1 protein-coding gene is annotated in these 274 nt (G+C 67.2%); it reads left to right on the top strand.

The annotated features are described in order from the left end of the window. A partial coding sequence (locus SB717_RS35670; protein WP_410907680.1) for a 4-hydroxythreonine-4-phosphate dehydrogenase PdxA occupies positions 1 to 274 on the top strand: 274 nt, incomplete at both ends.

The following is a 274-nucleotide window of genomic DNA, read 5'->3' as shown; positions in this document are numbered from 1 at the left end:
CGAGATCTGCGCCGCCGCATTGGTCTCATCGGCCGTCCTGGATGCGTGCCGTCCGGTTCTCATCGGGGATGCCGAACGGATGCGTCTCGCCGCTGAGATCATCGGCGTCACCGCAGACGTGCGCGTGATCGCGGCGCCCTCCGAGGCTATCGCCTCACCGACCGTCATCAACGTGATCCAGGTGGATACCCTGCCCGACGGCCTCGAATGGGGTGTGGTCGATGCCCGGGCTGGCCAGGCCGCATTCCGATACATCGAGCGCGCGGCTGCTCTC

The organism is Priestia sp. SIMBA_032 (genome assembly GCF_046535215.1).
Classification (GTDB): Bacteria; Bacillota; Bacilli; order Bacillales; family Bacillaceae_H; genus Priestia; species Priestia aryabhattai.
The sequence above is the reverse complement of the archived record's forward strand: the minus strand, read 5'-3'. Positions and strand labels throughout refer to the sequence as shown.